This window comes from Leifsonia sp. AK011 (assembly GCF_013410945.1).
Classification (GTDB): Bacteria; Actinomycetota; Actinomycetes; order Actinomycetales; family Microbacteriaceae; genus Rhodoglobus.
Map to the genome: position 1 here is coordinate 2,821,356 of NZ_JACCCH010000001.1, position 23,755 is coordinate 2,845,110.

Genomic DNA, 23,755 nt, shown 5'->3' on the forward strand with positions numbered 1-23,755 from the left:
GCACATGGCCCGCGGTGGGACCAGGAGAACCGTGACCGACGTTTCCTTCCTGTACCTTTCTGAGGTGAGCAGGTACATCTCATGACAATTCTTCGCGTCATCCTCGATGACATGCTGGCGCCGAACCCGGGCGGCCTCCCCCGCTACACTGCGGAACTCGCGTCCGCGCTCATTGAGGCGGCACCGCGCGGATGCACGGTCGAGGGTTTCGTCGCCGCCTCACCCGAACCCGACTACGAGACCATCACGCGGCGGCTTCCCGGGCTCGCGCTCCTGCACAAGAGCGCCCTCGCCCGGCGCGAGCTGTCCGCAGCATGGCAGCACGGCTTCACCCGCCTTCCGGGCTCCGGCATGGTCCACGCCCCGAGTCTCTTCGCGCCGCTCTCGCGGCACGATCGGCTCAACGACGGCGACCAGATCGCCGTGAGCATCCACGACACGATCGCGTGGAGCCACCCGGAGTCGCTCAGTCCCCGGGTCGTGTCGTGGCACAAGGCCATGGTCAAGCGTGCCCAGCGCTACGCGGACGCCGTCGTGGTGCCCAGCCACTCCGTGGCCGACCAGTTGCGTGAGATCGCCGATTTCGGCGATCGCGTACGCGTGATCGCCGGTGCCCCGAGCTCCACACTCGCGGTCCCGGTCGACGCCGACGAGCGCGCCGCCCGGCTCGGCCTCCCCGAGCATTACGTGCTGGCGATCGGCGCCATCGAGCCACGCCGTGGGATCGACCAGCTCATCCGCGCGATGGCCCACGTCCACGACGCAGTCCCGCTTCTCCTCGTCGGCCACGGCGTGGCGGACGAGGCACTCGCCTCGGCGGTCCAGGACGCTGGCCTCGACGAGGGGCGTGTGCGCAATCTCGGTTCGCTGAGCGACGCCGACCTCGCCGTAGCGCTCTCCCGGGCATCCGTCTTCGCCTATCCGAACCTCGAGGAGGGATTCGGGATGCCCATGCTCGAGGCCTTCGCGCACGGCACCCCGGTCGTCCACTCCGACGCCCCTGCGCTGCTCGAGCTCGCGGCGGATGCGGGCATCGTCGTCGAGCGCGATGGTGACGACTACCCTGCCCGCCTCGCCGACGGCATCAACTCGGTACTCAGCGACAAGGCACTCGCCGAGCGCCTGCACTACATCGGCACCGACCGGGCCAAGGTCTTCACGTGGCGCGGTGCCGCCGACAAGGTCTGGCAGCTCCACGCCGACCTGTAGTGGCCGCTCCCTGACCTCCGCTCCCTGAGGAGCGGCGAAGCCGCGTCTCGAAGGGAGACCTACGCCCCACTCCGGTACCCCCTCGCCGATAACACCGGGAGATCACTCAGGCGCCCCTCGATGAGAGCCAGCTTCTTCGCGCGGCTCCACCCCTGGATCTTCTTCTCCCACTCGAATGCAGTCGCAATGCTGTCGGTCTCCGCCGCGAAGACGATCCGAACCGGTCTCCGTTCGCGGGTGTAGTTCGCTCCGAGACCCTCGTTGTGCTCGACCAACCTTCGCTCGAGGTCGACAGTGCTGCCCGTGTAGTAGCTGCGATCGGAGCATTCGAGGATGTAGACCCACGTCATGCAGCGAGGATGGTGGAGTTGGTGGGCACGCGCTCGAGGTTGTGCACAGGGGTTGTTCGTTGGTTGCGCTTCGAGACGCGGCTTCGCCGCTCCTCAGCGACCGAGATAGGGCTCCGCCGCTCCTCAGCGACCGAGATAGGGCTCCGCCGCTCCTCAGCGACCGGCTACTGGGACTCGGGATCGGCTACGACCGTGGCATCCGCGACGAGCTGGTGGATGTAGTCGTATTCGGGCTCTTCGGGGTCGACGCCGTTGTCGGGCGTGAGCTCCACCTGCGTGATCGGCAGTTCCTTCGTTTTGCTCGCGAGTTCGACGAACAGCCCCAGCGTCGATTGTGGGATGTCTGTCTTCACAAGCCGCGCTCCTGCAGCTGCCACCGCCTGGAACTTGCTCAGCACGTTGGCGGGATTCGACTGCTCGAGGATCGCCTCCTGCAACTGGTGCTGCCGCACCATGCGGTCGTAGTCGCTCGTCTCGTGTCGCGACCGGGCGTACCAGAGCGCGTGCCATCCATCGAGGTGCACGACGCCCGGCCCGATCCACTCCGAGACCTCGGTGAAAGTCTCGTCGGTGTGGATCGGCACGGCGTTCTCGACGTTGACGTCGACGCCGCCGAGCGAGTCAACGAGATCGATGAACGCCTGCATCTCGACGAGCACGTAGTACTGGATGGTGAGGCCGGTGACGCCGGACACGGCATCCCGCATCGCCTCGATGCCCGGCTCGCTGCCCTCGGCGACCGCGTTCGGGTACATCTCGGGGCTCATGAGTTCGACCTCGGTGTAGATCGAGTTGAGGTAGCAGACATCGACCTCACACCCGTCGTCCCAGCCGTAGCCGTTGGGGTAGAGGGCCTGCAGCGGGGATCCCTCGGGGAACGGAACGTACTCGAGGTTTCGCGGGAGGCCGATCATCGTCGCCTCGCCGGTCGTGGCGTCGATGCTCACGACCGTGATCGAGTCCGGGCGAAGACCCTCGCGATCCGGGCCGGCGTCGGCTCCGAGCAGCATGATGTTGTACCGGCCGTCGATGGGTGGCTCCGGAGGGGCGACCGCGAACACATCACCGACGAAGGAGCCTGCCGTGGTCGCGAGGTACGCCGCGTAGCCTGCGCCACCGGCGAAGAGCACCATCGAAACCGTCGCGAGTCCGGCGATCCAGGCGCGGGCGGAGGGGAGCGTCTTGACGAAGCGCACGAGTCGGAGGGTGTCCAGGGTGAGGATCACCCACAGCACCGCGTAGAACACCAGCACGGCCGCGACGACCCAGAGCGTGATCGCTGTCGTCGCAAGGGTGAAGATCGCGGTCGGCCACACGAAGTAGAGCGCGACGCCGAGGATGATCAGGGCCCAGAGCACAAAGGTGGCACCGACACCGAACCGGCCGAGACGGCGGTTGCCCGCGAGCAGCTGTGCCGAACCCGGAACGAGGATGTTGAGCCCGACGAGCCACCACCCGCGACGGGTCATGCCCTCGGGAAAGTTCGCGTCCGGGTACCGGACGGTCGGGGATGCCTGGTTCACTCAGTCCTCACTGGCCGCTGCGGAGCGCCGCGTTCTTCTCCTCGACCAGCGCGGCGAGGGACTCCGCGAAGGCGTCGAGCTTCTGTGTGAGCGCGGCATCCCCCGAGGCGAGGATGCGAGCCGCGAGGATGCCTGCATTGCGGGCCCCACCGATGGAGACAGTGGCGACGGGGATACCAGCAGGCATCTGCACGATCGACAGGAGCGAGTCCATACCGTCCAGTCGGGCCAGCGGAACCGGAACACCGATCACCGGGAGCGTGGTGACCGACGCGAGCATGCCGGGAAGGTGTGCAGCACCGCCCGCGCCCGCGATGATCACGCGGAAGCCGTGGCTCACGGCGAGCTTGCCGAACTCGATCATCTTCTCGGGGCTTCGGTGCGCGGAGACGACCTGGACGTCGTGGCTGATGCCGAACTCGTCGAGGGCGTCGGCAGCGGCGGACATCACGTTCCAGTCGGAATCGGAGCCCATCACGATGGCGACGGTTGCGGGGTCAGTCACCCGTCAAGGGTATGGGTCATTCCTCAAAGAATGCTGCTGCGGCACGCGCCCGGAACACGACGTCGTCGAGGTCCTCCCCGCCCGCTGTGACATGCCCGGCTTTGCGCCCGGGCCGCGGCTCCTTGCCGTAGCCGTGCACCTTCACCGCGGGGTCCGCGAGCGCGAGCGGCACGCGCTCTGGCGCGACCCCGCCGAACACGTTGACCATGACGCTCCAGGGCTCGCGGCATCCGGTGGCCCCGAGCGGGTAGTCGAGCACTGCACGCAGGTGCTGTTCGAACTGGCTCGTGGTCGAGCCGTCGATGGTCCAGTGGCCGCTGTTGTGGGGGCGCATGGCGAGTTCGTTGACCAGGATGCGGTCGTCGGTGGTCTCGAAAAGTTCGACGGCGAGCACCCCCGTGACTCCGAGGTTCTCGGCGACGGCCGTCGCGATATCGGCGGCCATGTCCGCGATCTTGCCGGCCGAACCCGGCGCGGGAGCGATGACCTCGGCGCACACCCCGTTACGCTGGATCGATTCGACGACAGGCCAGAGCGCGATGTCGCCGGAGGGGCGGCGCGCCAGCACCTGCGACAGCTCGCGCCGGAACGACACGAGCTCCTCCGCGAGGAGTGGCCCATCCCCGAACCAGTCGGCGACCTCGGCTGCGGATGCCACGACCCGCACCCCCTTGCCGTCGTATCCGCCGCGCGGCGTCTTCACGACCGCCCGCCCGCCGTACTCGGTGAGGAACGCGTCCAGCTGTGTCTCGTTCTCGACAGCGGCCCATCCGGGAACGGGCAGCCCGAGCTCGGAGAGTTTGGCGCGCATGAGGAGCTTGTCCTGCGCGTAGAGGAGTGCATCCGGGCCGGGGTGCACGGCGACGCCAGCGTCCACGAGCGCGGCGAGGATGGGCTGCGGCACGTGCTCGTGGTCGAACGTGACCACGTCCACGGTCTCGGCGAAGGCGAGCACGGTGTCGAGGCCGCGGTAGTCGCCCACTGCCGTCGCCGCGATGCCGGCTGAACTGCCCACCGTCTCGGCGAGCACGGCGATCTCGAGGCCCAGCTCGACGGCCGGCGGCACCATCATGCGAGCGAGCTGGCCGCCCCCGATCACTCCAACGCGCACAGTGATTCCTTTCGCAGACGTGGTCACACCATTATCCCGCCCAGCGCCTCGGCGACCGAAGTGCCACAGGGAGCGAGGGGCGTTGTCGTCTTATTGCGGCGGCTCTGTGTACTGCCAGAGCAATGAGACGACAACGCCCCTCGGGACCGGCACGTACTACGGGCGACCGAGACCGCGATACTCCCAGCCGGCCTCGCGCCAGCGCGCCGAGTCGAGCACGTTGCGGCCGTCGATGATCGTGCGGCCGGCCGTGATCTCGGCGAGGGCCGCAGGATCGAGCTCGCGGTACTGCTTCCATTCGGTGAGCAGCAGCACGATGTCGGCACCTTTCGCGGCCTCCTCGAGGGTGGCGACGTAGTCGAGGTCCGGCTGCACACGCCGCGAGGTCTCGATGGCCTCGGGGTCTGTGGCAAGCACGGTCGCGCCGAGCGACTTCAGCCGCACCGCGACATCCAGGGCCGGCGAGTCGCGTACGTCGTCGGAATCCGGCTTGAAGGCGAGTCCGAGGATCGCGACGCGCGTGCCGGCGAGGTCGCCGCCTGCCGCAGCGAGCGCGAGCTGCACGACACGCTCGCGCTGGGCGAGGTTGATCGCGTCGACGTTCTTCAGGAAGTCCAGGGAGTCGCCAACGCCGAGCTCGTCCGCGCGGGCCATGAAACCACGGATGTCCTTCGGCAGGCAGCCGCCCCCGAAGCCGACACCGGCATTGAGGAACCGGCGGCCGATGCGGGCATCGTGGCCGATCGCGTCGGCCAGTTCCGTGATGTTCGCGCCCGTGGCATCCGCCACGACAGACATGGCATTGATGAACGAGATCTTGGTGGCGAGGAACGCGTTGGCCGCGACCTTCACGAGCTCCGCGGTGGCGTAGTCGGTCACGAGACGAGGGGTCTCGGCGGCGATCGCAGTGGCGTAGACGTCGTCGAGGGTGGCGACGGATGCAGCGTCCCCCGCCTTGACGCCGTAGACCAGGCGATCCGGCGCCAGCGTGTCCTTCACGGCGAAGCCCTCACGCAGGAACTCCGGGTTCCACGCCAGGGTCGCGCCGGCTGCCTCGACGGATTCCGAGAGTCGCGCGGCCGTGCCCACGGGCACCGTGGACTTGCCGACGACGAGGTCGCCCGGCCCCACCTGGGTGAGGAGCGCCTCGAACGAGGCATCCACGAATCGCAGGTCGGCTGCGTCGCTCCCCGGCTTCTGGGGCGTGCCCACCGCGACGAAGTGCACGGTCGCGCCCTTCGTTTCCTCGATGTTCGTCGAGAAACGCAGGCGTCCGCTCGCGACACCACTGGACAGGAGCTCGGGCAGGCCCGGCTCGAAGAAGGGGGCGGCGCCAGCCGACAGGCTCGCGATCTTCGCCGCGTCCACATCGATGCCCACCACGTCATGGCCCAATTCGGCCATGCACGCGGCGTGGACTGCCCCCAGATACCCACAACCGATTACGGAGATTTTCACGCGTGAACCCTATCTGATCGATGTTTCAGGAAAGTCACCGTCGGCGTCGTACTCGTCGTCATCCCAGTCCTCGCCCGGCGCGTCGTCGACGAGATCGTCGATCGCCTCGGCCACGAGCTTCGGCGACGAGACATCCCTCAGCACCACGGGCCGCGAGGCCCCGGTGTGCAGCAGTACGTCCCCCGTGGCGAACACCAACTGCAGTCCGCTGCGGCGCACGGCAACCTCCTCGATGCGCGAGTGCCGAACCTCCTGCCGCTCGCGCACGAGGACGCCGCTGCGGAGGATGATGCGCTCGCTCGTGATGGTGATGGTGCGTGCCATCCACCGCACCCAGGGCCCGACGCACCCGACGAGCACGATGAGCGCGGCTGCGCCGAGGATCGCGAGGTTCTGCCACTCCTCAGGGAGCCTCCCGTAACCGAATCCGATGCCACCGGAGACCAGGAGCAGGAGCAGCGTCGGCCAGAACAATGCCCTGCCGTGCGACCGGAGCCGCGCGACGACCCATTCCCCGTCGGACGTCCTCACACGACCCTCACGTGCGTCACGTCACCCGCGGCGACCGCGAACTCGCCAGACCCGTCACGCACGACGAGCCTGCCGTCGGTGTCGATGGATGCCGCGATCCCCTCGCGCACGGATCCCCCCGGCAGCTCGACCCGCACCTCGCGGCCGAGAGTGCCACACGCGTCGGAGACGGCCTGCCGCAGCCCGCCCTCCGCGTCGAGTCCGGACGCCACGAACCCCTCCCACAGCGCGACGAACTCCGTGAGGTACCGGTCGAGCGCCCGCTCGACGAGTCCGGAGGGGTCGGCGCCCTCGATCACGAGCGACGTCGCTGTCGGCACGGGCAGCTGCTGTTCCGTCATCCCGAGATTGAGCCCGGCACCGATGACGGCACCCCCGCCGACGATCTCGCCGAGGATGCCGGAGACCTTGCGCTCCCCGATGAGCACGTCGTTCGGCCATTTGAGCGTCGCTCCGGGCGGCTCGATGAGACCTCGCACCGCCCGCGTCATCGCGAGACCCGTGAGGAGCGGCAGCCATGCGCTCCCCTGTGCGACGTAGATCGACACGGCGAGGGCAGAGCCGTCCGGTGCGACCCAGGCGCGCCCGAGCCGACCACGGCCCGCGGTCTGGTCGGTCGTCGCGAGCACCGTCAGGTCAGCGAGCGGGGCAACGGATGCCCGGCGCACCAGCTCCGCATTGGTCGAGTCGATCGTGCCCACCCATTCCACGTGCATCCGCCAAGGCTAGTCATGCGGTGTGGCTCCAGGGCCAAGAAACGGGCGAAAGCGATGTAGGCGATCACCAAAGGCTCGCGCCCGGCCCTCGGTAGAGTGGCAAGGTGACCGAGCAGACCCACACGCCCGACCTCTCCACGACAGCTGGACGCATCGCCGACCTCAAGGTGCGGTATCACGAAGCCGTGACCGCGAGCGGCGAGGCCGCCATCGAGAAGCAGCACGCGAAGGGCAAGAAGACCGCCCGCGAGCGCATCGAGCAGCTCCTCGACCACGGTTCGTTCGTCGAACTCGACGAGTTCGTGCGGCATCGCACCCACGCGTTCGGCATGGAGAAGAAGCGGCCGTACGGTGACGCGGTCGTCACCGGTCTCGGCACCATCCACGGCCGCCAGGTCGCCGTGTACTCGCAGGACTTCACGATCTTCGGCGGCTCCCTCGGCGAGGTCGCCGGCGAGAAGATCATCAAGGTCATGGACCACGCGCTCAAGACGGGTGTTCCGATCATCGGCATGCTCGACTCCGGTGGTGCCCGCATCCAGGAGGGTGTCGTCGCGCTCGGCAAGTACGGCGAGATCTTCCGCCGCAACACCCAGGCCTCCGGCGTCATCCCGCAGATCTCGATCGTGATGGGTCCGGCCGCTGGCGGCGCCGTCTACTCCCCGGCCCTCACCGACTTCGTCATCATGGTCGACAAAACCAGCCAGATGTTCGTGACCGGTCCCGACGTCATCAAGACCGTCACCGGCGAGGACGTCGGCATGGAGGAGCTCGGCGGCGCGCTCACCCACAACAAGGTGTCCGGTGTCGCCCACTACCTCGCGAGTGATGAGGATGACGCGCTCGATTACGCTCGCGCGCTCATCAGCTTCCTCCCCGACAACAACCTGTCCGACCCGCAGGTCTACGACAGCGATGTCGAGCTCGAGATCACCGACGAGGATCGCAAGCTCAACTCGATCGTGCCCGACTCCCCCAACCAGCCCTACGACGTGAAGACGATCATCGAGCACATCGTCGACAACGGCGACTTCCTCGAGACGCAGCCGCTCTTCGCGCCGAACATCGTCGTCGGTTTCGGTCGGGTCGAGGGCCGCACGGTCGGTGTCATCGCCAACCAGCCCTCCGCGATGGCCGGAACCCTCAACATCGAGGCTGGCGAGAAAGCAGCGCGCTTCCTCCGCTTCTGCGACGCGTTCAGCATCCCGATCCTCACGCTCGTCGATGTCCCCGGTTACCTGCCCGGCACTGACCAGGAGTGGACCGGCGTCATCCGCCGTGGTGCGAAGCTGCTGTACGCCTACGCGGAGGCGACCGTTCCCCTCGTGACGGTCATCACCCGCAAGGCCTACGGCGGCGCGTACATCGTCATGGGGTCCAAGCAGATGGGCGCCGACCTCAACTACGCGTGGCCTACCGCAGAGATCGCCGTCATGGGCGGCCAGGGTGCCGTCAACATCCTCTACCGCGGCGAGATCAAGGCCGCGGAGGAGGCTGGCGAGGATGTCGCGGCGGTACGCACACGCCTCGCCAACGAGTACACCTACAACGTGGCATCCCCGTTCCTCGCGGCCGAGCGCGGCGAGCTCGACGGCGTGATCGAACCGGCGGCCACACGCGTCGCCGTCGTGAAGGCACTGCGGGCGCTGCGCACCAAGCGCGCGAGCCAGCCCGCGAAGAAGCACGGGAACATCCCGCTGTGACCGATAGCGGAGCGGAGCCGACCGGTGCCGACGTGGAGATGTCCCCGATCAGGGTCGTGTCCAGGAACGCGACCGCGGTCGACATCGCCGCGGTGACGGCTGTTGTGACCGCCGCACTGGAGGAACTCTCCTCCGAGCCGTCCGCGGAACCGGCCGAGGTGTCCGCATGGCGCCGGAGTCAGCGCGGCCTGCGTTCGCCGATCCACCCCGGGCCGGGAGCCTGGCGCCAGTCCTGATCCACGGGCCCACAACGGGATGCGCAGCAGCCACGGAGCATCCCGTCATGTTCTCGCGGCCGTGACGGAGGATTCCGTCGGTGAGACCGAATTTGTACCCCGGATCAGGATCGGCGTTGTGGAGCTCAGGGCGAAGCAACCAGAATATTGCTGGGCTGCAACCCGAACGACGTACCCCGGTGTCCCCCAAAAGGATGACTAGCGCACCTGCGGCAAGGGGTGCAGTATTGATCGTGCTAGGTGTCTCATCGAGGCACAACCAGGTAGTGGCCGACTAGGGTAAGCGGGCCAGTACCTTGGGGGCGGGTCAGGGCGATATTCGGGTTATCGCCCTGACCCGAATCATTTAAGCCCCTGTCTACCGGGGCCTCACCAGCACCTGCGTGTGTTCGCTCGAGGGTTCGCCGGGACTTCAGCAGTGGCCACTCGGGCTCGGGCCCGTGACGGAGAACGCGTCGACGAGATAGCTCGCGCCGCCATCGTCCGTTCTCACCGAGACGTAGCCGGCCGTGCCGTCGTCACCGTCTGCACTCACCTGGAGTCTCGCCGCTTCTCCGCCGTCCTCGGCGGCGTCGACGGCTCCGAGGGAATCCTCGGCCTCCCCGACGTTCTCCAGTGCTGCGTCGAAGCCCGCGATCACGATCCCCAACTTGTCGCGGTCGTAGTCGAGGTACTCCGGATCGACCGAGGTTTCCGCGGGAAGACTCTCGAGCCGCTGCGCGTAGTACTCGCGCCACTCCTGTAGTGCTGCGGCGCGAGTTGTGGCATCCGTCGTGCCGGCGACGTCCATCGACTCGCCCACCGTGCAGTGGCCAGCGGGAACCCAGGCCCCGTCAGACGAGAAGCTCCCGCACGCGGAGAGCACGAGCACGACGGCCAGTCCGAGTGGCGCCGCAAGGACAGTTCGGGGGGATGTCACACCAGAAGGCTAGCGACGCTCACTGTAACCCGGCGCAGATTCACAGCGATCTCCGGGGCAGACCGACAGGCTGCTACGCCTCGGCCGGAACGGTCACCGAACGGGGGATCTCCAGCCAGAGATCGACCTCGTCGTCCTCGAGCGAATCCTGGCCGAGTGCCACAGCCTCGCCATCGGCGACAGTGCGGAGCCCGACGACGGTGACGGCGACCTCCGAGCCCTCCGGCACGGTGCGGGCGATGACCTTGTCGGCCTTCGTCTCGTGCAGCGCCACCGCGAGGCGGTTGAGCACGCGATCGAGGTCCTGTTCCGACAGGTCGTCAATGCCACCCTCGTCGAGTAGCGTCACGGTGATCCCTCGGCGGCGCGCGTTCATGACCTCATCGCGCACCGCGTCGTTGAGAAGCTTGCGCCCGCGGATCTCGTCGCGGATCGCACCCTCGAGATGCAGGCACTCCTGTCGTTGGGCATCGGTGAGCTCGCCACCGCTGTCCTGGATCTGCCGCAGCATCCCGAGGGCCATCGCGCTCGTCTGGCCGAGGCGGAACTGGCGCTCGTAGACGTGAGCCTCCTGCGCGGCCTGCCAGTCGGTGGCCTCGCGCTCGGCGAGCGCGAACCGATGCGCGTCCTTGGAGGCCTTCGCGAGCGCTGTGCTGAGCACGTGCGAGACGGCGACCCACGAGGCGCTGCCGACGATGCCGAGGGCGAACAGCCCCGGACCGACCAGCACCGCGGACTGCACAACGAGGAACCCGATGCCGAGCCAGGCGAAGGAATGCCTGAGCCTCGTCGAGGTGATCGTCAACAGGGTTCCGCTCGCCGCAACGTACCAGCTCGCGTACCCGGGGCCACCCGGCCCGGTGAAGTCGAGCTCATTGGAGACCAGGAGAGTGATGGCGACCACGATGGCGAAGTTGAAGGCGGCCATCCAGATCGGCATCCTGATGGGGCCGATGGGCAGAAGGCTGATGATCGTGGCGATCGCGTAGAGCGCCATCGCCACGAAGACGGGCACGGGGTTGCGCGGCATATCGATCGTGTACGTCGCGAGCACGAGGTGGTAGGCCGAGAACAGTGCGGCGATGCCGACGATCAGGTAGCGGGGAACTCCGATTCTCACGCCAGTTCCTCCTCGTCGTAGCCGATGAGGGGCTCTGGGACGGGAAGCGCTGTCGGGTGAAGGTAGGGCCAGCGGATCGTGATGATCGTGCCCTCCCCCGGGGCTGACTGGATGACTGCGCGTCCCTCGGCGTTGGCCACGCGTTCGATGATCGAGACGCGAACGCCGAGCCGCTCCGTGGGGATGTCGGCAAGCCGGAAGCCCGCGCCCGTGTCGGCGATCACCACCTCGATGCCACCGGGGCGCACGCCGCGGATCGCCACCCAGCGCGTGACGTTCCCCTCCCCAGCGTGCTGGAGGCTGTTGACCATCGCCTGCACCGTTGCCGCGTAAATGGCGTCAGCTGATTGCACGGGCAGTGACGCCGTGCCGATGCTGCGCACCCGCAGCTCCCAGGGGCTGGAGAGCGAGGACGCCGCCTCGGTGATGCGATCGACGAGCGTCGTGAAGCGCACCGTCGTGTCATCCTCCGGCGAGGCACCGGCGGCGTCGCGGAGATGACCGATGGCGTTGCCCGCCATCGTCGCCGCGAGTTCCTTGGCCTGGGGCGTGTACGCACGCGCGGCCGAGATGAGGGTCGTGAGCACACTGTCGTGCACAATTGAGTCGACCTGCACCCGTTCGACCTCGGTGGCGTGCTGGCGGACCGCGTGGCTGTACCGTTCGAGGGCGGTCGCCTGCGCGGCATCCACCGAGGACGCCGCCTGCCGAAGCATCGTGACGATGATGAGCACCGCACCACCGAGGATGAGCGCGTACATGCCCTCGAGCACGGCGAGCTCCCAGCCCGCGTTGCCGCCGACGGGCGTCGCCCGAATGGTCGAGTAGATCACGGACGTCAGGACCAGATAGCCGGTCGCAATGCGCCAGGTGAAGGCGATCGCCGCCATCGCCGTGGCCACGGTGATGAGGTAGTTGAGCCAGTGGATGCCACCGAAGATGTCGGCACCGGGAAGCACGGCAAGGGGCCAGGAGACGAGTACAACGAAGTAGGTGATCGCGAAGGTCCCGTGGGCCTTGCGCACCCACACCTGCGCGAACGACATGATCACCACGAAGATCAGGAGCCCGAAAAGCACGGGCACGACGATCCACAACCAGATCGGGTACGCCTCGTCGAGTTGTCCCATCAGCCACGGCACCGTCTGGGCGCCGAAGACGAGGCCGAACACGGCGACGGACCGGGAGATTACCTTCTCGACCTGCTTGCGGCTGATCGGATTCCTGGGCTGCTTGCCCTGGGGCACAGGGCCGGGAGCGGCCTGCCTATCGGCCATCTCCGCCGTCCGGGTCGAGTCCCGGAAGGATCCCGTCTTCGACGGCTCGTCGGAGGAGATCGACCTTGGTGGGCGCTGGCCTGCCCACCTCGACATACTTCACGCGAATACGGTCGAGGTACTCGCGAGCGGTCGAGTACCCGATGCCGAGCTGCTGCGCAGCGAGCTTGAGGGGCAGACCGGACGCGTAGAGGTGGAGAATCTCGCGTTCGCGACGACCGAGCTGTGCCTTCGCGAAGTCGCGGTCGGCATCGATCGCCGTCGCCCACTCGAGGTTGTTGAGAACCTCGCCTCGCGCGACAGTCGCTGCCGCGGCAAGGACCGTCTTGGTCGCTGAGGACTTGGGGATGACGCCTGCCGCACCGGCAGCGAGTGCCTCCCGCACACTCGCGACTCGATCGGCGATCGAGTGCACGAGCACGGCGGAGCCGGTGGCCTGCACGTTCTTGACGTTGTCGGTGACGGTCGACCCGTCACCGAGCGACAGGTCGAGTACCACGACATCCACCTGGCGACCGGCGAGGCCGGTAATGAGCTGCTCGACGGTGGGCGCCTCGAGAACGAAGTCGTAGCCCTCGTCGAGGAATGCTGCCTTCAGTCCGAGGCGAACGGACTCGTGGTCATCGACCACCGCGACTCGCACTCGCGACCCTGTCGTCGGGTGGGTAGCTGCCTCTGCGACCATGGTGCTTCCTGTCTCGAAATCTGCCCCCCAGTGTAGTGTCGCCGTCCCGCTCCCGCCGGTGACATACCGCGGAAGGCAGTGCGGCGACGCTCAGTTCGTGCGTGAGAGCCTTCCCACGGCCTCGAGGTGGTGCGTGTTCGGGAAGAGATCGAACGCACGCAACCGCTCGAGGGTGTACCCGTGCTCGGCGAAGTAGGCGACGTCGCGGGAGAAAGCCACGGGGTCACACGCGACATACACGATCTGCGCGGGCGAGACGGAGGCCACGGCGTCGACGACCTCGCGCCCGGCGCCCGATCGCGGCGGGTCCAGGACGATGGTGGAACGGGCCAGGCGGGCCCGCTCGGTCGCACTCGCGTCGGCCGCGAAGCGTGGCATCCAGCGCTCCACCCTGGCTGTCTCGGCGCGAGCACCGACCCACTCGCTGAGGTTGTCCGAGGCGAAGTCGGTTGCCGAGGTGTCGCTCTCGATCGAGGTGAGGCGGGTGCCAGGGCCGAAGCGGTCGGCGACCGCTGCGGCGAGCAGGCCCACGCCCCCGTACAGGTCGAGGTTGGCTGCCGAGGGATCGAATCGGTCGGGGTCGATCATCGTCTGCACGACCTCGCTGAGGAGCGATGCCGCGCCGCGGTGCACCTGCCAGAAGCCCGTGTCGTGGAGGCGGAACTCGCGCGACCCCACGACCTCGGTGATCACCGACGGCTTCTGGGCGCCGACGACCAGCCGAACTCCGCCTGCCGAGGGCGCGAGGATGTCGACGCTGTCGTTGCCGCGGAACGACTCGCCGAGCGGCGCAGCCTCGGCGAGTTCCGGCGTCGCGAGCGGAAGAGAGGTGATGGGGATGACGCGATGGCTGCGTGCGCCGTAGGGGCCGATCGTGCCGGCCTCGTCGACGTGGAGTCGCACACGGGTACGCCACCCGGTGCCGTCGGGGGTCTCGCCAGGGACTGGCTCGACCGTGGCATCCGTGTCCGTCTTCGCCATGCGCTGGAGCGACTCCGCGAGCACGCGGCGCTTGAGCTCGCGCTGGTGGGCGAGCTGGATGTGCCCGAACTCGGCGCCGCCGGCGCGCTCATCGGGGTCGCGGTCGAGGGATGCCGCGTCCCAGACGTGGTCCCGGCGGAACTCGCTCGGCGTGACCACCGACACCGTGTCGGCGCGCAGGAACGACTTCTTCGCGTCATTCGTGACCCTCGCGAGCACACGCTCCCCGGGGATGGCATCAGAGACGAACACCACCCGACCCTCATGCCTCGCCACGGCGACTCCGCCGTGCGCGATGTTGGTAACGTCGAGTTCGATCGTCTTTCCCAGCAGTTCACCCATTCTGTAGAGCTTAGGAGTGCCGTGCGGTTCTACCTCGCCTCGACCTCTCCCGCGCGACTGGCCACGCTCCGCAATGCGGGCATCGAGCCCGTGCTCGTGCCCTCGAATGTGGACGAGGACGCGGTGGTCGCGGCAGCTGGCCCGCTCTCACCGGCGGAGACGGTGCAGCTGCTCGCGCGGGCCAAGGCAGAGGCGATCGTCGGCACGCTCGTCGATGGCGAGCCGATCGACGGCGTGATCCTCGGCGGCGACTCGATGTTCGAACTCGATGGTGTCGTCTACGGCAAGCCGCACCTCCCCGAGGTCGCGCGCGAACGGTGGCTCGGGATGCGCGGCGCCAGCGGCCTGCTCCACTCCGGCCACTGGGTGATCGACCACCGTGACGGGGTTGCCGCCTCGGCCGTCGGCGGCGTCTCCACCGCGCGAGTCACCTTCGCCGACGACATCGACGACGAGGAACTCGACGCCTACATCGCGACAGGTGAGCCGCTCACGGTGGCCGGCGCGTTCACGATCGACAGCCTCGGTTCCGCCTTCATCACGAGCGTCGACGGTGACCCGCACGCCGTCGTGGGGCTGTCGGTGTCACTCGCACGCCGCCTGGTGCGTGAGGTGGGCATCCCCTGGACCGCGCTCTGGAATCGCTGACGCTCACAACGCTCCCCGTCCTTCTTTGTGTGTCGCCCACAGTGCTGGCGTTCGCGCGCGCCCTAAGCTGGAGAAACTATGGCTCGAATCACAAAAGTCCTGATTGCCAATCGTGGAGAGATCGCCGTTCGCGTCATCCGCGCCGCCAAGGACAGTGGTATCGCCACCGTCGCCGTCTACGCGGACCAGGACCGGGATGCCCGGCACGTCAAGCTCGCGGATGAGGCGTACTCCCTCGATGGGATGACGAGTGCCGACACCTACCTCGTCGTACCCAAGATCCTCTCCGTCGCCAAGCGCTCCGGTGCCGACGCGATCCACCCCGGATACGGGTTCCTTGCCGAGAACGCGGACTTCGCCCGTGCCGTGATCGACGCCGGCATCATCTGGATCGGCCCGTCGCCCGAGGCGATCGAGAAGCTCGGTGACAAGGTCAGCGCACGCCACATCGCCGAGAAGGTCGGCGCCCCCCTCGCCCCCGGAACGCTCAACCCCGTCTCCGGCGCCGAGGAAGTGCTCGAGTTCGTCGACCAGCACGGGCTGCCGGTCGCGATCAAGGCCGCGTTCGGTGGCGGTGGTCGCGGACTCAAGGTCGCGCGTACGCGCGAAGAGGTCCCCGAACTCTTCGACTCGGCCACGCGCGAAGCCGTCGCAGCCTTCGGACGCGGCGAGTGCTTCGTCGAGAAGTACCTCGACCAGCCGCGCCACGTCGAGACCCAGTGCCTCGCAGACCAGCACGGCAACGTGGTCGTCATCTCCACGCGCGACTGCTCGCTGCAGCGTCGGCACCAGAAGCTCGTGGAGGAGGCACCGGCTCCGTTCCTCACCGATTCTCAGAATGCGGCACTGTACGAGTCCTCGAAGGCCATCCTGAAGGAGGTCGGCTACGTCGGCGCTGGCACGTGCGAGTTCCTCGTGGCGAAGGACGGCACGATCTCGTTCCTGGAGGTGAACACGCGACTCCAGGTCGAGCATCCCGTCTCCGAGGAGGTCACCGGCATCGACCTCGTGCGTGAGCAGTTCCGCATCGCGGAGGGTGGCGTGATCGAGTACGGTGACCCCGTTCCTCAGGGCCATTCGTTCGAGTTCCGCATCAACGGCGAGGACCCGGGCATGAACTTCCTCCCCTCCCCCGGCCCCGTCCAGGCCCTCCGCTTCCCCGGCGGCCCCGGCGTGCGCGTCGACAGCGGCGTGACCACCGGCGATGTCATCACCGGTGCGTTCGACTCGCTCCTCGCCAAGCTCATCGTCACGGGCGTCAGCCGCGAGGATGCCCTCGAGCGCTCGCGCCGCGCACTCGACGAGTTCGAGATCGCCGGGCTCCCCACAGTGCTGCCGTTCCACCGCAAGATCGTCAGGGACCCGGCCTTCACGAGCGAGCCCTTCTCGGTGTACACGCGCTGGATCGAGACCGAGTTCGACAACGACATCGAGCCGTGGAGCGGATCCCTCGTCGAGGGCGCACCCGCGCCGGCCCGCCACAATGTGGTCGTCGAGGTCGATGGCAAGCGCATCGAGGTGTCCCTTCCGACGAAGCTCGTGCCGACGACGGCCGGCGGAGCCGCGTTGGCTGCACCTCCGCGGCGCCGGGGGGCGGCATCCGTCAGCACCGTGACGGGCGACTCGGTGACCGCGCCCATGCAGGCGACGATCGTGAAGCTCGCCGTGACTGAGGGCGACGTTGTGGTGAAGGGCGACCTGATTCTGGTGCTCGAGGCCATGAAGATGGAGCAGCCGATCGTGGCGCACAAGGATGGCACGGTCTCCGGCATCAACGCCTCGGTCGGCACCACGGTCTCCTCGGGCCACGTCCTCCTCTCGATCACCGACTGACCCCTGCCCGCCTGCCTCTCCGGGGGTCTCCTTCCCAAAGAGCGCGCTCCTTGGGAAAAGTCGCGAACATGTGCACGCTGCTTGTCACTCTGATCGACTAACGCAGCCAGCAGCTAGCGCAGACCCGCCGAGCGAAGGTGCGCCTCAAGTGCGGGCAGAGAGGATGCCACCACCCAACCCCACCGCGTCACGTGAGGGCCGAGCGCGCGCAACCGGTCCTCCCGAAGTTTCTCGTCGACGACCACCTCCCCCGGAGTGCGCCCTTTGCGGAACTCGTCGCGCTGGTACTTCCCCACCCCGTCGAACTCGCCGACGAGTCCGAACTCGGGCCACCAGAAGTCGACGACGATGCGGCCACGCTCGTCGCGGAACTCGTGCTGCAACTGTGGTTTTGGCAATCCGAGCAGGTGTATGCCTACTCGGCTGAGCGACTCCCCAGCCGATCCGCTGGCACCGTCCGCGAGTTCCACGGCATCAGCGCAGCGCGACTGCCCGCGAGCGGAGCCCTGCGATAACTCGTCGATTAGCTCTGGCCGGGTGACGCGGGTGCGAATCGGGCTCCCATCGGTCGCGAGGGAGAGCGCAGCATCCATCATCGCTACCGACGTGCTGAGCCGTTGGGTGCGTCCGACGTCGATGAGGGTGCGCGCCATCGTGGTGACGTCGAGGCCGTCAATCGTGTCGTTGTCGTTGGGCAGCGGGTACCGTCGCGCCGTGAACGCCCGCCTCGTCGCGCTAGGCGAGTCACCGACGGTGGCTTCCGGCCGCTCCGGCCACGCGCCCACCATCGGCAACCTCCAGAGTGCCGCCGCGGACAGGTGCGAGAACAGGAGACCCGAGCGGGATGCCCTTGCTGCGGCGTGAATACGGAGAAGGAACTGCGTGTCGGTGTCGAGCCCGAGCCAGTAATCGGTGGGGACGTACCATCCCTCGCAGAGCCGGGTGAAGTGACCCGCGCGCGCCTGCCGGTAGAACGTCGGGCCGTCGCCCGACCGGCGGATGGCGGTCGATGAGACAAGGTGGTTGAGCCAGGGAGTCGACGTGCTGTGGGGCATCCCGATAGCGTGCGTCGCCGGCCGCTGGGAGGAGACCGCGCACCACCCATCTGGGTGATGATGGCGACGGGTCGTCCATGTTGACGAGAGGTGTCGAAATGTGCGCGCTTTCAGTCAAGGGGCGCGCTGTTTGGGAAGAGAACCCCGGGAGACCCCTAGTTGACGATGTGCATGGCTCGGGCGGCGTCCGTGATGCTGCCCGTGAGGGAGGGGTAGACCGAGAAGGCGCGGGCGAGCTGATCGACCGTGAGGCGGTGCTCCACGGCGAGGGCGACCGACATGATGAGCTCGGATGCATGGGGCGCCACGATCACACCACCGATGACCGTGCCGGAACCGGTGCGGGCGAAGAGTTTCACGAAGCCGTCGCGCATGCCCATCATCTTGGCGCGCGGGTTGGAGGCCAGCGGCAGCTTGTAGATCTCGCCCTGGGCGATGCCGTCCTCGATCTGCTTCTGCGACCAGCCGACGGTCGCGATCTCGGGCTGGGTGAAGATGTTCGACGTCACGTTGCGCAGTTCGGTGGGGTTCACGGCATCCCCCATCGCGTGGAAGACACCGGTGCGCCCCTGCATGGCCGCGACGGATGCCAGGGGCAGGAAGTCCGAGCAGTCGCCGGCCGCATAGATCGACGGGACCGACGTGCGAGCAACACGGTTGACACGGATGTGACCGGATGCCGTGAGCTGAACTCCCGCCTCGACCAGCCCGATGTCCTCGGTGTTGGGAAGCGAACCGACCGCCATGAGGCAGTGCGAGCCCTCGACCGTGCGACCGTCCGACAGGGTCGCGACGACGCCATCGGCGGTGCGCGTGACCGACTCGGCCCGCGACTTGGAGAGCACGGTCATGCCGTTGCGCTTGAAGACGTCCTCGATGACACGGGCGGCGTCGGCATCCTCACCCGGCAGCACCTGGTCGCGCGACGAGATGAGGGTGACCTCGGAGCCGAGCGCACGGTACGCGGAGGCGAACTCGGCGCCGGTGACACCGGAGCCCACCACGATGAGGTGCTCCGGCACCTCCTTGAGGTCGTAGAGCTGGGTCCACGTGAAGATGCGCTCGCCGTCGGGCTTGGCGGTGGGCAGGATGCGCGGGCGGGCACCCACGGACACGACGATCGTGTCCACCTCGCACTCGTCGAAGTCGACCCGTGACTTGCCCTTGCCGGTCGAGACGACGATGCGGTTGGGTCCGTCCAGGCGACCGTCGCCCTGGATGATGCGAACCCCCGCCTTGAGCAACTGCGACTTCATGTCCTCGGACTGCTGGCGCGCCAGCCGCAGGAGGCGGGCGTTGACGGCGGCGAGATTGACCGTGATCTCCGGTCGGACGGGGCGGCCGGCATCCGTTCGACTGAAGAACTGCACACCCAGGTCGGTGGCCTCCCCCACATTGCCGACCGCTTCTGCGGTGGCGATCAGGGTCTTGGAGGGCACCACGTCCGTGAGTACCGCCGAGCCACCGATGCCGGTGCGCTCGACGACCGTGACCTCTGCTCCGAGCTGCGCGGCGGCCAGTGCGGCTTCGTAGCCACCCGGACCTCCCCCGAGTACGGCAATGCGTTGCTTCCGCTCGAACTCATAGGCCATGCGTAAATTGTGTCACGGGTCGACAGCGGCACTGGGCTGCTAAATGTCGCGGTAGTCCCCGCCCGGCGCGCCAAGGGAAGCCACGGTGTCGCCGCTCATGAAGACCGCGATGTAGTCGGTGCCCGGGTTGCCGGGATTGCTCAGCGACTCGTGCTCCGGCACGCTCACGGGCTCGAGTCCGTAGATGTCGGGTAGCCCGTCGGCGTCACCGTCGTACTGCTGGACGAAAGGGTCAAGCGCAACGACATCGGAGCGAGAGGATCCCACGTGGATGCCCTGGCTCGTCGACACGGGAAGGCCCGCTACTGTCGCGGACATCACGCGGACCGAGGTGACGGAGAAGTTCACGGTGAGTCTGATCTCCGGCCATTCGTAGGACATGCCGAACTTGCCGTTGTCCTCGGGGTCGGGCGTCATTCCCGTGAGCGAACTCACGAGAGTGATCGCGGCATCCGGGTCGGCAAGCGGAGCGGACTCGAGCGCTGCGCCGTTCTGGTCCTGCAGGGTGAGCGCGTCGAGCGACAGCACGAGCGCTGCCGGGGCCGGCGCTTCAGGCGTCGGACTCGGCGTGGAGATCGTCGGAGTCGGTGTGGGAGTCGGAGTGGCCTGCGGCGCGGTCGGCCCGCATCCCGCGAGGAGCAGCACCACGGCAACCGCGGCAACAAGACGAGGAGCGCTCATGGTGCCATGATGCCATCACCTGGTCACGAAAAATGCGCGCCCAGATAACGATCGTGGGTCAGATCATTAGGCTTGAGGGATGTCGCAGGTACACACCGTCAACCCGCTGGATGACCGTTCAGCAGACCCTTTCGAGATCGCCAGGATCGCCGCAGCGGAGATAGCCGATATCTCTGGCGTCGAGCGCCACGACATCGCTCTCACCCTCGGTTCCGGATGGGCGAAGGCTGCCGACCTGATCGGCGAGACGACGGCAACGATTCCGGCATCCGACATCACCGGATTCTCGAAGCCCGCCCTCGAGGGACACGTCGGCACCCTCCGCTCCGTGCTCCTGCCGACGGGCAAGCGCGCCCTCGTGATCGGTGCCCGCACCCACTACTACGAGAACCACGGCGTGCGCCGGGTCGTGCACTCCGTGCGCACGGCAGCGGCGACCGGCGCGACCACCATGATCCTCACCAATGGCGCCGGCGGCATCAAGGACACCTGGAAGCCCGGCAGCCCTGTGCTCATCAGCGACCACATCAACCTCACCGCCGACTCACCCCTCGAGGGCGCGACGTTCATCGACCTCACCGACCTCTACTCGAAGCGACTCCGGGATCTCGCCCGCACGGTCGACTCGAGCCTCGACGAGGGCGTGTACTGCCAGTTCCGCGGCCCGCACTACGAGACGCCGGCCGAGGTGCAGATGGCGAAGGCCATCGGCGGACACATCGTCGGAATGTCCACCGCTCTCGAGGCGATCGCTGCGCGACAGGCCGGCATGGAGATCCTCGGCATGTCACTCATCACGAACCTCGCCGCGGGCATCCAGAAGACCCCCCTCAGCCACGAGGAGGTCATCGAGGCCGGGCGCGAGGCCGAGGGCCGCATCAGCGCGCTGCTCGCGCAGATCGTTGGTCAGCTGTGAGTGCCGACGAGCTGCTCGAGCACGCCAAGGCGTGGGCCGCGCAGGATCCGGATGCCACGACCCGCGAGCAACTCGAGGCTGCGATCGTCGCGGCCGAGGCGGGCGACGCCGTCGCTGGGGCCCAGCTCCGTGACTGGTTCGGCTCCCGCCTGGAGTTCGGCACCTCTGGCCTCCGCGGCGAGCTCGGTCCCGGCCCGAACCGGATGAACCGTGTTCTCGTCGCGCAGGCCGCCGCTGGTCTCGCCGCCTTCCTGCTCCACCGCGAGCCGAGCCCGAGCGTCGTGATCGGTTACGACGCACGAACCAACTCCGAGGTCTTCGCGCGCGACACAGCCGTCATCATGGCGGGCGCCGGGGTGCACACCATCCTTCTGCCCCGTCACCTCCCCACCCCCGTGCTCGCGTTCGCCGTGCGCCACCTCGACGTGAGCGCGGGCGTCATGGTCACCGCGTCGCACAATCCCGCACGGGACAACGGCTACAAGGTCTACCTGGGTGGGCTCGATCACGGCTCCCTCATCGTGCCGCCCGCCGATGCCGACATCGCCCGGGCAATCCACCAGGTTGCCCATGCGCCCATCTCGGAGCTTCCGCGCTCCACCGACTTCGTGCTCGCTGACGAGTCCGTCATCGACGAGTACGTGCGGCGAACCGCGGCGATCGCGAGCGTCGCAAGCCCCCTGCGCATTGCCTACACCCCCATGCACGGCGTCGGGTGGGAGACGGCCCGCGCGGTCTTCGAGGCCGCGGGATTCGGCATCCCGGAGATCGTCGCAGCGCAAGCGGAGCCTGACCCTGCGTTCCCTACGGTTGCCTTCCCCAACCCCGAGGAGCCCGGTGCCATGGATCTCGTGATGGCGCTCGGCGAGTCATCCGACGCGGACATCGTTGTGGCCAATGACCCCGATGCCGACCGTCTCGCGATCGCGATCCCCACAGCGACCGGCTGGCGCCGCCTTACCGGCAACGAGATCGGGTGGCTACTCGGGTGGCGCGCCGCAGAACGCGCGGGCAAGGACGGTGTTCTTGCCGCATCCATCGTCTCCTCCCCTGCTCTCGGCGAGGTCGCCGTCGCCTACCACCTCGAGCACGTCGAGACCCTCACGGGATTCAAGTGGATCTCTCGCGCTCCCGGCCTGAGCTTCGGCTACGAGGAGGCACTCGGCTACCTCGTTGACCCCGCCAAGATCCGCGACAAGGACGGCATCTCGGCCGCGGTCGACTTCCTCTCCCTCGCATCCGAGCTGAAGGCCGCGGGAACAACCGTCGAGCAGCACCTGCTCGCGTTCGCCGAGAAGTTCGGCGGCTTCGCCTCTGGTCAGATCTCGGTCCGCGTCTCCGACCTCGCCGACATCGGGCGGATGATGGCGGCCCTCCGCTCGGCACCCCCGAGCCACATCGGCAGCCTGGCCGTCGCGAGCATCGATGACTTCATCGACGGGTTCGGTCCGTACCCGCCCGGCGACATCCTGCGCATCCACCTCGAGAACGGCGCGCGCGTCATCGTGCGCCCGAGCGGAACCGAGCCGAAGCTCAAGGTCTACCTCGATGCGAGCTCCAACGAGGGTGACGGTGCTGCGCGGATCGCGGCAGCGGAGGCCGTGATCACCGAACTCGACGCGGGGATGCACACGCTCCTCGGGGTCTGATCAGCCCAGCGCGGCCTCGAGCTTGTCCGTGAGCTCCGCCGTGTCGAAGTAGTTCTCTATCACGATGACGTCGGCGTAGGTCGAGCCGATCGCCTCGACGAACTCAGCGGAGGTGAGGATGACCTGGGCGTCGGCCGCGACCTGTGCGATGGTCGTGACATCCGCCGCCACGACGTCCGCCTCGATGCGGAGCTTGCGCAGCACCCGCTCGGCGTTGACCCGGAGGATGCCCGAGCTGCCGATGCCCGCGCCACAGATCGTGACGATCTTCATGCGACACCCATGATGGTTCGCACCTCTGCCGCGGTCGTCGCCGCGGCGAGATCCGCGATCGCCGAGCTGTCGTTGAAGACGTTGGCGAGGCTCGCGACGGCACCGAGGTGCGTGCCTGGATCGGTGATCGCAAGCCCGAGCACGACGCGAACCGGGTCGTTGTGCGGATGCCCGAACCGTACCGGTTCGCGCAGCGTGACAATCGCGAGCCCATCGGTGAGAACCTCGGGCCCCGGACGGGCGTGGGCGAGGGCGAGACCCGGCGCGATCACGACGTAGGGGCCGTGCTCTTCGATCATGCGGATCATCTCCTGCGCGTACGCGGGGCGAGCGGCGCCGGATGCCGCGAGGGCGTCGGCGGCAACCGTCACCGCATCGCGCCAGGTAGCGACCTCGGCACCGATGACGATGGCGGACTCCGGGAGTGGGGGCAGTGCCATCC

General features: G+C 67.9%; 24 protein-coding genes. 7 read left to right on the forward strand and 17 right to left on the reverse strand.

The window, feature by feature from the left end; all coding sequences use genetic code 11:
• The first annotated feature begins 81 nt into the window (after window positions 1–81).
• The gene (locus HDC94_RS13670; protein ID WP_179498484.1) at window positions 82–1,209 is read left to right on the forward strand and encodes a glycosyltransferase family 1 protein; all 1,128 of its coding nucleotides are present in this window, start codon (window positions 82–84) and stop codon (window positions 1,207–1,209) included.
• A 59-nt stretch (window positions 1,210–1,268) separates the two neighbouring features.
• On the opposite strand, the gene HDC94_RS13675 is transcribed toward HDC94_RS13670, so the two are convergent.
• From HDC94_RS13675 to HDC94_RS13705, 7 genes are all read right to left on the reverse strand, one after another.
• Window positions 1,269–1,559 carry a GIY-YIG nuclease family protein gene (locus HDC94_RS13675; protein ID WP_179498486.1) on the reverse strand — a complete coding sequence of 97 codons (291 nt, stop codon included), beginning with the start codon at window positions 1,557–1,559 and terminating at the stop codon, window positions 1,269–1,271.
• A 164-nt stretch (window positions 1,560–1,723) separates the two neighbouring features.
• Window positions 1,724–3,082: an LCP family protein gene (locus HDC94_RS13680; RefSeq protein ID WP_308495733.1), complete on the reverse strand. Its 1,359-nt coding sequence runs from the start codon at window positions 3,080–3,082 to the stop codon at window positions 1,724–1,726.
• Between the two features lie 7 nt (window positions 3,083–3,089).
• Window positions 3,090–3,557, reverse strand: a complete 468-nt coding sequence (gene purE, locus HDC94_RS13685) for a 5-(carboxyamino)imidazole ribonucleotide mutase (protein WP_179499119.1) — start codon at window positions 3,555–3,557, stop codon at window positions 3,090–3,092.
• Between the two features lie 46 nt (window positions 3,558–3,603).
• The gene (locus tag HDC94_RS13690; protein ID WP_218870976.1) at window positions 3,604–4,659 is read right to left on the reverse strand and encodes a 5-(carboxyamino)imidazole ribonucleotide synthase; all 1,056 of its coding nucleotides are present in this window, start codon (window positions 4,657–4,659) and stop codon (window positions 3,604–3,606) included.
• Window positions 4,660–4,854: 195 nt separating this feature from the next.
• Window positions 4,855–6,156, reverse strand: coding sequence for a UDP-glucose/GDP-mannose dehydrogenase family protein (locus HDC94_RS13695; RefSeq protein WP_179498488.1), 1,302 nt, complete (start codon window positions 6,154–6,156; stop codon window positions 4,855–4,857).
• A gap of 9 nt (window positions 6,157–6,165) precedes the next feature.
• Window positions 6,166–6,687 (reverse strand): PH domain-containing protein, encoded by a 522-nt coding sequence (locus HDC94_RS14930; RefSeq protein ID WP_179498490.1) that lies wholly within the window; start codon window positions 6,685–6,687, stop codon window positions 6,166–6,168.
• Window positions 6,684–7,403 carry a biotin--[acetyl-CoA-carboxylase] ligase gene (locus HDC94_RS13705; RefSeq protein ID WP_179498492.1) on the reverse strand — a complete coding sequence of 240 codons (720 nt, stop codon included), beginning with the start codon at window positions 7,401–7,403 and terminating at the stop codon, window positions 6,684–6,686. The genes HDC94_RS14930 and HDC94_RS13705 overlap by 4 nt, the downstream gene beginning before the upstream one ends.
• 104 nt (window positions 7,404–7,507) lie before the next feature.
• On the opposite strand from HDC94_RS13705, the gene HDC94_RS13710 reads away from it, so the two are divergent.
• Window positions 7,508–9,106: an acyl-CoA carboxylase subunit beta gene (locus HDC94_RS13710; RefSeq protein ID WP_179498494.1), complete on the forward strand. Its 1,599-nt coding sequence runs from the start codon at window positions 7,508–7,510 to the stop codon at window positions 9,104–9,106.
• Window positions 9,103–9,342, forward strand: a complete 240-nt coding sequence (locus HDC94_RS13715) for an acyl-CoA carboxylase subunit epsilon (protein ID WP_308495734.1) — start codon at window positions 9,103–9,105, stop codon at window positions 9,340–9,342. Before HDC94_RS13710 ends, HDC94_RS13715 begins: the two co-directional genes overlap by 4 nt.
• Before the next feature lie 412 nt (window positions 9,343–9,754).
• On the opposite strand, the gene HDC94_RS13720 is transcribed toward HDC94_RS13715, so the two are convergent.
• The 5 genes from HDC94_RS13720 to HDC94_RS13740 form a co-directional block, all read right to left on the reverse strand.
• Window positions 9,755–10,261 (reverse strand): hypothetical protein, encoded by a 507-nt coding sequence (locus HDC94_RS13720; RefSeq protein WP_179498496.1) that lies wholly within the window; start codon window positions 10,259–10,261, stop codon window positions 9,755–9,757.
• 73 nt (window positions 10,262–10,334) lie between these two features.
• Window positions 10,335–11,381, reverse strand: coding sequence for a hypothetical protein (locus HDC94_RS13725; protein ID WP_179498497.1), 1,047 nt, complete (start codon window positions 11,379–11,381; stop codon window positions 10,335–10,337).
• Window positions 11,378–12,658 (reverse strand): sensor histidine kinase, encoded by a 1,281-nt coding sequence (locus tag HDC94_RS13730; protein WP_179498499.1) that lies wholly within the window; start codon window positions 12,656–12,658, stop codon window positions 11,378–11,380. Before HDC94_RS13730 ends, HDC94_RS13725 begins: the two co-directional genes overlap by 4 nt.
• The gene (locus HDC94_RS13735) at window positions 12,648–13,343 is read right to left on the reverse strand and encodes a response regulator (RefSeq protein WP_179498501.1); all 696 of its coding nucleotides are present in this window, start codon (window positions 13,341–13,343) and stop codon (window positions 12,648–12,650) included. The genes HDC94_RS13730 and HDC94_RS13735 overlap by 11 nt, the downstream gene beginning before the upstream one ends.
• A 90-nt stretch (window positions 13,344–13,433) precedes the next feature.
• A complete protein-coding gene (locus HDC94_RS13740) occupies window positions 13,434–14,666 on the reverse strand; it encodes a class I SAM-dependent RNA methyltransferase (RefSeq protein WP_179498503.1) in 1,233 nt (410 codons plus the stop codon).
• Window positions 14,667–14,687: 21 nt separating this feature from the next.
• On the opposite strand from HDC94_RS13740, the gene HDC94_RS13745 reads away from it, so the two are divergent.
• Together HDC94_RS13745 and HDC94_RS13750 are read left to right on the forward strand one after the other, a co-directional pair.
• Window positions 14,688–15,314, forward strand: coding sequence for a nucleoside triphosphate pyrophosphatase (locus tag HDC94_RS13745; protein WP_179498505.1), 627 nt, complete (start codon window positions 14,688–14,690; stop codon window positions 15,312–15,314).
• A 78-nt stretch (window positions 15,315–15,392) separates the two neighbouring features.
• Window positions 15,393–17,147: a biotin carboxylase N-terminal domain-containing protein gene (locus HDC94_RS13750; RefSeq protein ID WP_179498507.1), complete on the forward strand. Its 1,755-nt coding sequence runs from the start codon at window positions 15,393–15,395 to the stop codon at window positions 17,145–17,147.
• 113 nt (window positions 17,148–17,260) lie between these two features.
• Here HDC94_RS13750 and HDC94_RS13755 read toward each other — a convergent pair whose 3' ends face one another.
• The 3 genes from HDC94_RS13755 to HDC94_RS13765 form a co-directional block, all read right to left on the reverse strand.
• Window positions 17,261–18,202 (reverse strand): hypothetical protein, encoded by a 942-nt coding sequence (locus HDC94_RS13755; RefSeq protein ID WP_179498509.1) that lies wholly within the window; start codon window positions 18,200–18,202, stop codon window positions 17,261–17,263.
• 155 nt (window positions 18,203–18,357) lie between these two features.
• Complete coding sequence (locus HDC94_RS13760) at window positions 18,358–19,794, reverse strand: NAD(P)H-quinone dehydrogenase (protein ID WP_179498511.1); 1,437 nt, start codon at window positions 19,792–19,794, stop codon at window positions 18,358–18,360.
• A 39-nt stretch (window positions 19,795–19,833) separates the two neighbouring features.
• A complete protein-coding gene (locus HDC94_RS13765) occupies window positions 19,834–20,475 on the reverse strand; it encodes a hypothetical protein (RefSeq protein ID WP_179493705.1) in 642 nt (213 codons plus the stop codon).
• A gap of 79 nt (window positions 20,476–20,554) precedes the next feature.
• Here HDC94_RS13765 and HDC94_RS13770 point away from each other — a divergent pair, with 79 nt between their 5' ends.
• On the forward strand, window positions 20,555–21,391 hold the full coding sequence (locus HDC94_RS13770) for a purine-nucleoside phosphorylase (protein ID WP_179498513.1): 837 nt from the start codon (window positions 20,555–20,557) through the stop codon (window positions 21,389–21,391).
• Window positions 21,388–23,040, forward strand: coding sequence for a phospho-sugar mutase (locus HDC94_RS13775; RefSeq protein WP_179498515.1), 1,653 nt, complete (start codon window positions 21,388–21,390; stop codon window positions 23,038–23,040). The genes HDC94_RS13770 and HDC94_RS13775 overlap by 4 nt, the downstream gene beginning before the upstream one ends.
• Here HDC94_RS13775 and HDC94_RS13780 read toward each other — a convergent pair whose 3' ends face one another.
• Together HDC94_RS13780 and HDC94_RS13785 are read right to left on the reverse strand one after the other, a co-directional pair.
• On the reverse strand, window positions 23,041–23,313 hold the full coding sequence (locus HDC94_RS13780; protein ID WP_179498517.1) for a PTS sugar transporter subunit IIB: 273 nt from the start codon (window positions 23,311–23,313) through the stop codon (window positions 23,041–23,043).
• Window positions 23,310–23,753 carry a PTS sugar transporter subunit IIA gene (locus tag HDC94_RS13785; RefSeq protein WP_179498519.1) on the reverse strand — a complete coding sequence of 148 codons (444 nt, stop codon included), beginning with the start codon at window positions 23,751–23,753 and terminating at the stop codon, window positions 23,310–23,312. Before HDC94_RS13785 ends, HDC94_RS13780 begins: the two co-directional genes overlap by 4 nt.
• Window positions 23,754–23,755 lie beyond the last annotated feature (2 nt).